The organism is Streptomyces sp. NPDC001770 (assembly GCF_053596135.1).
In genome coordinates this window covers 1-9,487 of the sequence record NZ_JBSFFN010000080.1, presented here as the reverse complement: position 1 = coordinate 9,487, position 9,487 = coordinate 1, and the positions used below count along the sequence as shown (strand labels likewise).

The following is a 9,487-nucleotide window of genomic DNA, read 5'->3' as shown; positions in this document are numbered from 1 at the left end:
CTGATCCTCTGGAGTGCCTTCTTCCACCGGCGTAGCCGGACCAAGGTAGAGGTTCCTCCGCAGACCAGGTACAACATGCCCATCGAGGCGCTGTAGTCCTGCCGGACCGCGACCCCCGCACCCCGGCGGTAGGCTGGCCTCGCCCCAACCGCGCGAAGTTCAACCGCATGTTCGAAGGGACCCGCCCCATGGCGCTCGAAGCCGGCCTTCTGGAGATCCTCGCCTGCCCGGCGTGCCACTCCCCGCTCGACGACCGCACGGCGGACGACAGCCCGGAGCTGGTCTGCACCGGCGCGGACTGCGGTCTCGCCTACCCGGTCCGCGACGGCATCCCCGTCCTCCTCGTCGACGAGGCCCGCCGCCCCGCGTGACGGAACGCCAGGCACGTGTCGCCGGCACTTCCGGAACCCCCGGCGGCGACAGACCGCGACCGCGCCCGGCACCCGCACACTGATCCGCACGGTGATCGGAGGCCCACCGCCATGCTCGACGAGACGTTGCTCGACGCTCCGGACGCCCTGGCCAGGGCCGACCGCCGAGGGCTCCTGCGCGGGGCCGCCGAGGCCGGCGCCCGCGTCCGTACCGCCGCCCTGCACACGGCCGAGGCCGGCATCGGAGCGCTGACCCCCGAGGGCAGGCCGCGCTCCGTCCTCGTCGCCGGCCCCGGTACCGCCGCCACCGGAGTGGCCGACATCATCGGCGCCCTCGCGGGAGCCGCCGCACCGGTCACCCGCATCCGCCCCACCGGGGTCGCCCCGGCCGGCGGCGCGCTGCGCTGGACCCTGCCCGGCTGGGCCGGCCCGGTCGACCTGCTCCTCATCGCCACCGCCGACGGTGCCGAACCCGGCCTCTCGCTCCTCGCCGAACAGGCGTACCGGCGCGGGTGCTCGGTCGTCGCCGTCGCCCCCACCCGCTCGCCGCTGCGCGAAGCCGTCGAGAGGGCCCACGGGCTCCTCGTCCCCATGGCCGCCGCTCCGCACGGCGAGTACGACGCCGAGACCTCGGCGGCGGGCCCCGGCACCCTCTGGGCCCTGCTCACCCCGCTCCTCGCGCTGCTCGACCGGGTCGGCCTGCTCGCGGCGTCCGAGGAGGACCTGCGCAAGGTCGCGGACCGGCTGGACCGAACCGCCGAACGCTGCGGGCCCGCGATCGCCACGTACAGCAACCCGGCCAAGACCCTCGCCGCCGAGCTCGCCGACACACTGCCGCTGGTGTGGACCGAGGGCGAAGCGGCGGGCCCGGTCGGCCGCCGCTTCGCCGCCGTCCTCGCCGAACTCGCCGGCCGCCCCGCGCTCACCGCGCCCCTCCCCGAAGCGCTGCCCTCGCACGGCGCCCTGCTCGCCGGGGACTTCGCCGCCGGAGCCGACCCCGAGGACTTCTTCCGCGACCGCGTCGACGAGCAGGAAGCACTGCGCGCCCGGGTCGTCCTCCTCCGGGACCGGCCCACCGGCGGCCTGACCGCCGCCCCGGCCGCCCGCGAACTCGCCCTCGGCCACGACACGGCCATCAGCGAACTCGAACCCGACGAGGGCAGCGAACTCGAAGCGCTCGCCGAACTCCTCGCCGTCACCGACTTCGCCGCCGTCTACCTCTCGCTGGCCACCGAGCCGCCGACCGCCGAGAACCCCGCCTGACCTGTCCGAACTGCACGGCCTGTCCGAACTGCATGGCCTGTCCGAACTGCATGGCCTGTCCGAACTGCATGGCCTGCCTGAACCGCCTGGCCTGCCTTACCGACGAGGGGTGGCCCCCGGGGCGCCGGAAGCGCAGCCGCCGGGAAGCCCGGAGGCCCGCCCGTATGCCGGAGCCGCCGTCCCCGCGTCGCTCCCGTCCGTCACACCTGCCCCGTCCGTCACACCTGCCTCACCCGCTGTACCTGCCTCACCCGCTGTACCTGCCTCACCCGCCGTACCTGCCTCACCCGCCGTACCTGCCCCACCCGCCGTACCTGCCTCACCCGCCGTACCTGCCTCACCCGCCGTACCTGCCACGCCTGCACACCTTCACGAAAGCCCGAGGACAACTCCATGGACCGGCTCTCCAACACCGTGCGCCCCTACGCCTGGGGCTCCACCACGGCCATCCCCGAGCTGCTCGGCACCCCGCCCACGGGGGAGCCGCAGGCCGAGATGTGGATGGGAGCCCACCCCGGAGCGCCGTCCCTGCTCACCCGTGACGGCGCCGAACTCCCGCTCGACCAGGTCATCGCCGCCGACCCGGTCCGTGAACTCGGCGCCGCGACCGTCGAGAAGTTCGGCCCCCGCCTGCCGTTCCTCCTCAAGCTCCTCGCCGCGGGGGCCCCGCTCTCCCTCCAGGTCCACCCCGACCTGGAGCAGGCCCGGCTCGGCTTCGCCGACGAGGAGGCCCGCGGCATCCCGCTCGATGCCCCCGACCGCACCTACCGGGACGCCAACCACAAGCCCGAACTGATCTGCGCCCTCACCCCCTTCGAAGGACTCTGCGGCTTCCGCCGGCCCGACGAGGCCGCCACCCTGCTGGAGGCACTCGGCGTCGACTCCCTCAAGCCGTACGCGGACCTGCTCCGCGCCCACCCGGAGGAAGCCGCCCTCCGCGAGGTGCTCACCGCGATCCTCACCGCCGACCCGGAGGAGATGGCCGCGACCGTCGGCGAGGCCGCCGCAGCAGCCGAAGCCCTCGGCGGTGACCACGCCCCGTACGCCGAGATCGCCCGCCACTACCCGGGCGACGCAGGGGTCGTCGCCGCGATGCTCCTCAACCACGTGCGGCTCCAGCCCGGCGAGGCGCTCTACCTCGGCGCGGGCGTCCCGCACGCCTACCTCGACGGCCTCGGCGTCGAGATCATGGCCAACTCGGACAACGTCCTGCGCTGCGGACTCACCCCCAAGCACATCGACGTCCCCGAACTCCTGCGCATCGTGCGCTTCGAGGCCACCGAACCCGGCGTGCTGCGCCCCGAGGCGGCCCCCTCCGGCGAGGAGCCGTACGAGACCCCGGTCGACGAGTTCCGGCTGTCCCGCTTCGACCTCTCGCCCGGCGCCGCACCCGCCGACCTGACCGCCGCCACCCCGCAGATCCTGCTCTGCACCGCCGGCTCGCTCCGCACCGGTGAGCTGGACCTCGTTCCGGGCGGCTCGGTCTTCGTACCTGCGGGCGAAACGGTCGAAGCGGCAGGTAGCGGCACACTCTTCCGGGCCACCGTGGTGGCCTGACGTACCGTCCGCCCCCGGTGCTGCAACAATGTGCGGCCGTACCGCGGCGATCCGCGTGCGCAGCACCGATCCGCGTTTGCAGCACCGAGGAAGGGACACCAGGCACCCATGAGCGCGTCAGGCGGAACCAAGGCGATCGTGGCGGCACTCTCCGCCAACCTCGCCATCGCGGCGGCCAAATTCGTGGCGTTCCTCTTCAGTGGCTCCTCGTCGATGCTCGCGGAGAGCGTCCACTCGCTGGCCGACTCGGGCAACCAGGGACTCCTGCTGCTCGGAGGGAAGAAGGCGCAGCGCCAGGCCACCCCCGAGCACCCCTTCGGCTACGGGCGTGAGAGGTACATCTACGCCTTCCTCGTCTCTATCGTCCTGTTCTCGGTCGGTGGCATGTTCGCGGTCTACGAGGGCTACGAGAAGATCAAGCACCCGCACCCCATCGAGGCCTGGTACTGGCCGGTGGGCGTGCTGGTCTTCGCGATCATCGCCGAGGGATTCTCCTTCCGTACGGCGATCACCGAGTCCAACCAGACCCGCGGCACGCTGAGCTGGACGGACTTCATCCGCCGCGCCAAGGCCCCCGAACTCCCCGTCGTGCTCCTGGAGGACTTCGGGGCCCTCATCGGTCTGGTCCTCGCCCTCGGTGGCGTCGGGATCTCGCTCGCCACCGACGACGGCGTCTGGGACGGCATCGGCACCCTCTGTATCGGCATCCTGCTCATCGTCATCGCGCTCGTGCTCGCCGCCGAGACCAAGTCCCTCCTCCTCGGAGAGTCGGCAGGGGCCGAGCAGATCGAGCGGATCAAGGCCGCCGTCGTCGACGGGGACACCGTGACCGGCATCATCCACATGCGCACGCTCCACCTCGGCCCCGAGGAACTGCTGGTCGCCGCCAAGATCGCCGTGCAGCACGACGACACCGCGACCGAGGTCGCCAACGCCATCAACGCCGCCGAGACCCGCATCCGCGCCGCCGTGCCGATCGCCCGGGTCATCTACCTGGAGCCCGACATCTACAACGCGGACGCCGCGTCGAAGGGCACCAACCCCGGCCGGTCCGCCCTGGCCGGTGCGGCCGAGCAGCCCGCCGAGGGCGCGGCCGGCACCGACGACGCCGAAAACACCGACGGCCCGGCCGGCCCGGACAGCGGGAACCCCTCCGGCCCGGGGCACTGATTCAAGCCATTCCGTGCGTCCCGTGAGCGCACCGTTCCCCCGTGGGCCGGTGCGCTCACGGCTGCTCGGTGTAGATTCGTACGCGTACCAGACGTCGCTGCTGATGGCGGTCGATCGGCCCGCGGAAGCGGACCGGCCGAGGGAGAGAGGGCCTCCGACGGACTGCGCTGCGAGTCCCGGGCATTCGTATGCCCGGCGCCGCACAGCCAGCCAGCCCACCCTCGACCCTTACGAGGAGCAGACCCGCCATGACGACGGTCAGCCAGAACCAGGACTTCAAGGTCGCCGACCTTTCCCTCGCGGTCTTCGGCCGCAAGGAGATCACCCTCGCCGAGCACGAGATGCCCGGCCTGATGTCGATCCGCAAGGAGTACGCCGCCGCGCAGCCGCTGGCCGGCGCACGTGTCACCGGCTCCCTGCACATGACCGTGCAGACCGCGGTGCTCATCGAGACGCTCGTCGCCCTCGGCGCCGATGTCCGCTGGGCCTCCTGCAACATCTTCTCCACCCAGGACCACGCGGCCGCCGCCATCGCCGTCGGCCCGACCGGCACCCCCGAGGCCCCCGCCGGCGTCCCGGTCTTCGCCTGGAAGGGCGAGACGCTGGAGGAGTACTGGTGGTGCACCGAGCAGGCGCTGACCTGGCCGAACAGCCCCACCGGCGGCCCGAACATGATCCTGGACGACGGCGGTGACGCCACCCTCCTGGTTCACAAGGGCGTCGAGTTCGAGAAGGCCGGCGCGGCCCCGGACCCGTCCACCGCGGACAGCGAGGAGTACGCCCACATCCTCACGCTCCTCAACCGCACCCTCGGCGAGTCCCCGCAGAAGTGGACCCAGCTCGCGTCCGAGATCCGCGGTGTCACCGAGGAGACGACCACCGGCGTCCACCGCCTGTACGAGATGCACCGCGACGGCACCCTCCTCTTCCCGGCGATCAACGTCAACGACGCCGTCACCAAGTCGAAGTTCGACAACAAGTACGGCTGCCGCCACTCCCTGATCGACGGCATCAACCGCGCCACCGACGTCCTCATCGGCGGCAAGACCGCCGTCGTCTGCGGCTACGGCGACGTGGGCAAGGGCTGCGCCGAGTCGCTGCGCGGCCAGGGCGCCCGCGTGATCATCACCGAGATCGACCCGATCTGCGCGCTCCAGGCGGCCATGGACGGCTACCAGGTCGCGACCCTGGACGACGTCGTCGAGCAGGCCGACATCTTCGTCACCACGACGGGCAACAAGGACATCATCATGGCGTCCGACATGGCCCGGATGAAGCACCAGGCGATCGTCGGCAACATCGGCCACTTCGACAACGAGATCGACATGGCCGGCCTGGCCAAGATCGACGGCATCGTCAAGGACGAGGTCAAGCCGCAGGTCCACACCTGGACCTTCCCGGACGGCAAGGTCCTCATCGTCCTCTCCGAGGGCCGCCTGCTGAACCTCGGCAACGCGACCGGTCACCCCTCCTTCGTCATGTCCAACTCCTTCGCGGACCAGACCCTGGCCCAGATCGAGCTCTTCACCAAGCCGGAGGAGTACCCGACCGACGTCTACGTGCTCCCGAAGCACCTCGACGAGAAGGTCGCCCGCCTCCACCTGGCCGCCCTGGGCGTCAAGCTCACGACCCTCCGCCCGGAGCAGGCCGCCTACATCGGCGTCGAGGTCGACGGCCCGTACAAGTCCGACCACTACCGCTACTGATCCCGCCCGCCGTCGGCCCGTCCCCGCAGGGGAGGAACCGGCCGACGGCGACCGGAACAGTCTCAGCAGCAGGTCCGAGCGCAGGCCCCCGCACCCCCGTGCCGGGGGCCTGCCCCGTACCCCGCCCGCGCAGCCCGAAGGACCCCATGCCCCGCGGCCGATATTCGCTCCACGATCCGCACGATCGCACCCCCCTCGGTGAAGAGCACTTCCACTGCGCCCCCGGCCCTTCCGGCTGGCGCTACGTCGCCCAGAGGACCGCTCCCTCCGGCGACCACCTCGGCTCCACCGACCTCGCGCTCGACGAGCTCGGCCGGCCCATCCGTCTGGAACTGCACGCGGGCGGCTGGCAGATCCGCGGCGCCGCCCTCGAAGGCGTCACCTGGGTACGGACCGACCCCACCGGCACCGAGGCGACCGAGGGCAACGTCCGCGCCCACGCCTTCTCCGGCACCTCTCCCGCGTTTCTCGTCGCCGTCACGCGACTACTGCGTCTCACCCCCGGTTCCCCCGAGACCCGCATCCGTCTGGTCACCTTCACGGATCCGGTCCTCGCGCCCCTGACCGTCGATCAGTCCTGGGCCCTGGTGGACAGTGAAGCGCACCCCACTGACAACGGCCCCCTGCACGTGGACACGTACCAGGTCGGCGACCTGAACACGGGGGAGCGCCACACGGTGCACATCGCCGGGGACGTGGTCCTCGCCGCCCCCGGCATCGAACTCGAAGACCTCGAATCCCCGCCCTCCCCGAAACCCGCACCGCGACCGGAGCACCCGGCCGAGTAATCCGCCGGCCCGGACAGGAAGCGGCTCAGTCGGACCGCAGTTCAGGCAGACGGCAGTTCAGGCAGACAGCAGTTCAGGCGGGCAGCGGCTCAGGCAGACGGCGGCTCAGGCAGGCGGCGCGAAGCCGGTGGAGGCAGGCGCGGCGGCAGGGGTCGCGGGAGGCCCCGGCGCCACGGGTGCAGCGGGCGGGACCGGCACGGCCTTCGGGCCGGCGACGGAAGCACCCGCGGGCGCACTCCATCCCCCCGTGGCGCCGGCTGTGGTGCCGGTCCCCGGTACGGGCACCCCCGCTGCCCCCGTTGTCCGGTCAGCCGCGCGTTCGGCCGACAGCATCCGCCGTACCTCGCGCGTCCGGCGCTCGTGCAGCACGGCGGCCAGATAGGCCGCATGGGGCACCCCGTCCGGCGGTGGCACGGCCGTCCTGGCCGCCAGCTCCCCGGCGAGCCGCTCGCCGATCGCGTACCCCACGGCGGGGTCGAGTTGGTGCAGGCGGGACACGTACTGCCGTGCGGAGAGCCAGAATTCGTCCGGTACCGTCGACAGGTCCAGCTGGGCGAAACGTCCGGCGAGCCACGGCGGAGGCGGCGGCAGCGCCCGGGACCGGTCGTCCGGCACCCGCTCCCGCACGACGAGCGTCCCGGCGAACACGTCCCCGAGCCGCCGGCCCCTGGCGGAGACCAGGGACGCGATCGCGGCCACCGCGCCGAAGGACGACAGGATCTCGACGACGCCCATCGCCCCGCGCACCAGCGCGTGCCGGAACGCGATGGGCCCTCCGTCCTCGCGCACCACCCGGAGACCGCAGGCGAGTTTGCCCAGGGAACGACCGTGGCTCAGGGTCTCCACCGCGATGGGCCCGCCGACCAGCACCAGGAGGAACGACGCCACGGAGACCGCGGCGACGGCCGCGTCGTCGAGCGTCGCCGTGGCGAGGGCCAGCGCGATGCTGAGCAGGACGAAGACGATCAGGAGCAGTGCGGTGTCGATGGCCTGCGCCAGCGCCCTGCTCGGCAGCCGTGCCGGTCTGAGCTCCAGAACCACCGCGTCCCCGGTCACGAGTTCGCTCATTGCCCCGCCCTTCGTCGCCCACCCCTGCCCCCGTTGTGCGACAGTCTGCCAAGCTGATCGCCGGCGCGCCGCCGTGTTCGGGACCCGTACTCCCCTTCGCCCTTCGCCTGGAGCAGACACCCACCATGGACCTCGATGTCTTCGTCACCGCCCACCGCGCGGAGTGGGACCGTCTGGAACATCTGCTGAAGCGGGGCCGGGGCCTCACCGGCACCGAGGCGGACGAGCTCGTCGTGCTCTACCAGCGGACGGCCACCCATCTCTCCCTGATCCACTCCCAGGCACCCGACCCGCGCACCGAGGGGCGGCTGACCCAGCTCGTTGCCCGCGCCCGGTCCGCCGTGACCGGTACCCGCAAGGCGTCCTGGCGGGACGCGACCCGGTTCCTCACCGCTGGGTTCCCCGCCGCGGTCTACCGCTCGCGCCACTGGTGGGTGCCGACGGCGGTGCTCTCCACCCTCCTCGCCGCGCTCATCGGCTGGTGGATCGGTACGCACCCCGAGGTCCAGGCCGCCATAGGCGCCCCCGACGACCTGCGCGCACTCACCCGGCCCGGCGGCGAGTACGAGACCTATTACTCCAGCCACCCCGCCGCCTCCTTCGCGGCCCAGGTGTGGACGAACAACGCACAGGCAGCCGCCATGTGCCTCGTCCTCGGCGCGTTCTTCTGTCTGCCGGTGATCTGGATCCTCTTCACCAACGTGCTCAACCTCGGGGTCGGCATGGGGCTGATGTCGTCCGCCGGCCGACTGGACACCTTCCTCGGTCTGATCCTGCCGCACGGCCTCCTCGAACTCACCGCGGTCTTCGTGGCCGCCGGTACGGGCCTCAAACTCGGCTGGACCCTCATCGACCCGGGCCCCCGTCCCCGCCGTGCCGCGCTCGCGGAGGAGGGCCGAGCCGCGCTCGGCATGGCCATCGGTCTCGCCCTCGTCCTGTTCGTGTCCGGAGTCATCGAGGGATTCGTGACCCCCTCCTCCCTCCCCACCTGGGCCAGGATCGCCATCGGCGTCGCCGCCGAGCTGGCATTTCTGCTGTACGTACAGGTGCTGGGCGGCCGCGCGGTCCGGGCAGGCGACACCGGCGACGTCACCGCGGCAGAGCGCGCCGCCGCCCTGCCGACCGTCGCGTGACCCGCCACGTCACGGCGGATGTGCGTCGGACCTCGCTGAGCTGCTAGTCTCCTCTTCGCCCACAAAAGCTGTTGACACAGTGGTTGTGGGGAGGTAGATTTTACTAGTTGGCTCGAGCTGGACAGGTTCGGGTTCGACCACTAATGTGTATCTCGCTCTTGCAGGGAATGTTCATTCCCGCAGAGCCACTTGATTCCCTTCATGCAGAGTCCGGGTCGTTCATTCGTCCCCAATTGCTCTGATAAAGTTGAATCAGCCGAAAGGCAAAGGCCCACCAACTGGCCGCCGGAATCAAATTCGGACCGGAAACGGAACGAAATAGAGTCTGGTAGGGTTGGACTCGCCGGAAAGGGAAACGCGAAAGCGAAGAACTGGAAAGCGAAAACTGCTTGACCCGCTTCGACCGGGAATCGGACACGAAAGAGTCTGAT

The 9,487-nt window shown here is 71.4% G+C and carries 8 protein-coding genes and 1 pseudogene; 8 read left to right on the top strand and 1 reads right to left on the bottom strand.

All coding sequences use genetic code 11. The features are described 5' to 3' along the window. The 7 genes and pseudogenes from ACWCSV_RS34220 to ACWCSV_RS34190 form a co-directional block, all read left to right on the top strand. A pseudogene (locus ACWCSV_RS34220) lies at positions 1-93 on the top strand (cytochrome c oxidase subunit II); the annotation flags it as partial. A gap of 95 nt (positions 94-188) precedes the next feature. Next, positions 189-371, top strand: coding sequence for a Trm112 family protein (locus ACWCSV_RS34215; RefSeq protein WP_266710528.1), 183 nt, complete (start codon positions 189-191; stop codon positions 369-371). A 111-nt stretch (positions 372-482) separates the two neighbouring features. Beyond that, a complete protein-coding gene (locus tag ACWCSV_RS34210) occupies positions 483-1,634 on the top strand; it encodes an SIS domain-containing protein (RefSeq protein ID WP_451149109.1) in 1,152 nt (383 codons plus the stop codon). 393 nt (positions 1,635-2,027) lie between these two features. Continuing rightward, on the top strand, positions 2,028-3,191 hold the full coding sequence (gene manA, locus ACWCSV_RS34205) for a mannose-6-phosphate isomerase, class I (protein WP_451149107.1): 1,164 nt from the start codon (positions 2,028-2,030) through the stop codon (positions 3,189-3,191). Between the two features lie 108 nt (positions 3,192-3,299). After that, positions 3,300-4,361, top strand: coding sequence for a cation diffusion facilitator family transporter (locus tag ACWCSV_RS34200; protein ID WP_451149105.1), 1,062 nt, complete (start codon positions 3,300-3,302; stop codon positions 4,359-4,361). Between the two features lie 248 nt (positions 4,362-4,609). Next, positions 4,610-6,067, top strand: a complete 1,458-nt coding sequence (gene ahcY / locus ACWCSV_RS34195) for an adenosylhomocysteinase (RefSeq protein WP_451149103.1) — start codon at positions 4,610-4,612, stop codon at positions 6,065-6,067. A gap of 146 nt (positions 6,068-6,213) precedes the next feature. Continuing rightward, entirely contained in the window at positions 6,214-6,855 is a 642-nt protein-coding gene (locus ACWCSV_RS34190; protein WP_451149101.1) for a hypothetical protein, read from the top strand. Between the two features lie 105 nt (positions 6,856-6,960). On the opposite strand, the gene ACWCSV_RS34185 is transcribed toward ACWCSV_RS34190, so the two are convergent. Beyond that, on the bottom strand, positions 6,961-7,923 hold the full coding sequence (locus ACWCSV_RS34185) for an RDD family protein (RefSeq protein WP_451149099.1): 963 nt from the start codon (positions 7,921-7,923) through the stop codon (positions 6,961-6,963). 125 nt (positions 7,924-8,048) lie between these two features. Here ACWCSV_RS34185 and ACWCSV_RS34180 point away from each other — a divergent pair, with 125 nt between their 5' ends. Beyond that, on the top strand, positions 8,049-9,056 hold the full coding sequence (locus tag ACWCSV_RS34180; RefSeq protein WP_451149097.1) for a stage II sporulation protein M: 1,008 nt from the start codon (positions 8,049-8,051) through the stop codon (positions 9,054-9,056). The last annotated feature ends 431 nt before the right edge of the window (positions 9,057-9,487 follow it).

What these genes read in the sequence shown, in the direction of transcription:
- ACWCSV_RS34210 (WP_451149109.1), top strand. Translation starts at nt 483, where the DNA reads ATGCTCGACGAGACGTTGCTCGACGCTCCGGACGCCCTGGCCAGGGCC.
- ahcY (WP_451149103.1), top strand. Translation starts at nt 4,610, where the DNA reads ATGACGACGGTCAGCCAGAACCAGGACTTCAAGGTCGCCGACCTTTCC.
- ACWCSV_RS34190 (WP_451149101.1), top strand. Translation starts at nt 6,214, where the DNA reads ATGCCCCGCGGCCGATATTCGCTCCACGATCCGCACGATCGCACCCCC.
- ACWCSV_RS34200 (WP_451149105.1), top strand. Translation starts at nt 3,300, where the DNA reads ATGAGCGCGTCAGGCGGAACCAAGGCGATCGTGGCGGCACTCTCCGCC.
- ACWCSV_RS34180 (WP_451149097.1), top strand. Translation starts at nt 8,049, where the DNA reads ATGGACCTCGATGTCTTCGTCACCGCCCACCGCGCGGAGTGGGACCGT.
- ACWCSV_RS34185 (WP_451149099.1), bottom strand. Translation starts at nt 7,923, where the DNA reads ATGAGCGAACTCGTGACCGGGGACGCGGTGGTTCTGGAGCTCAGACCG.
- manA (WP_451149107.1), top strand. Translation starts at nt 2,028, where the DNA reads ATGGACCGGCTCTCCAACACCGTGCGCCCCTACGCCTGGGGCTCCACC.
- ACWCSV_RS34215 (WP_266710528.1), top strand. Translation starts at nt 189, where the DNA reads ATGGCGCTCGAAGCCGGCCTTCTGGAGATCCTCGCCTGCCCGGCGTGC.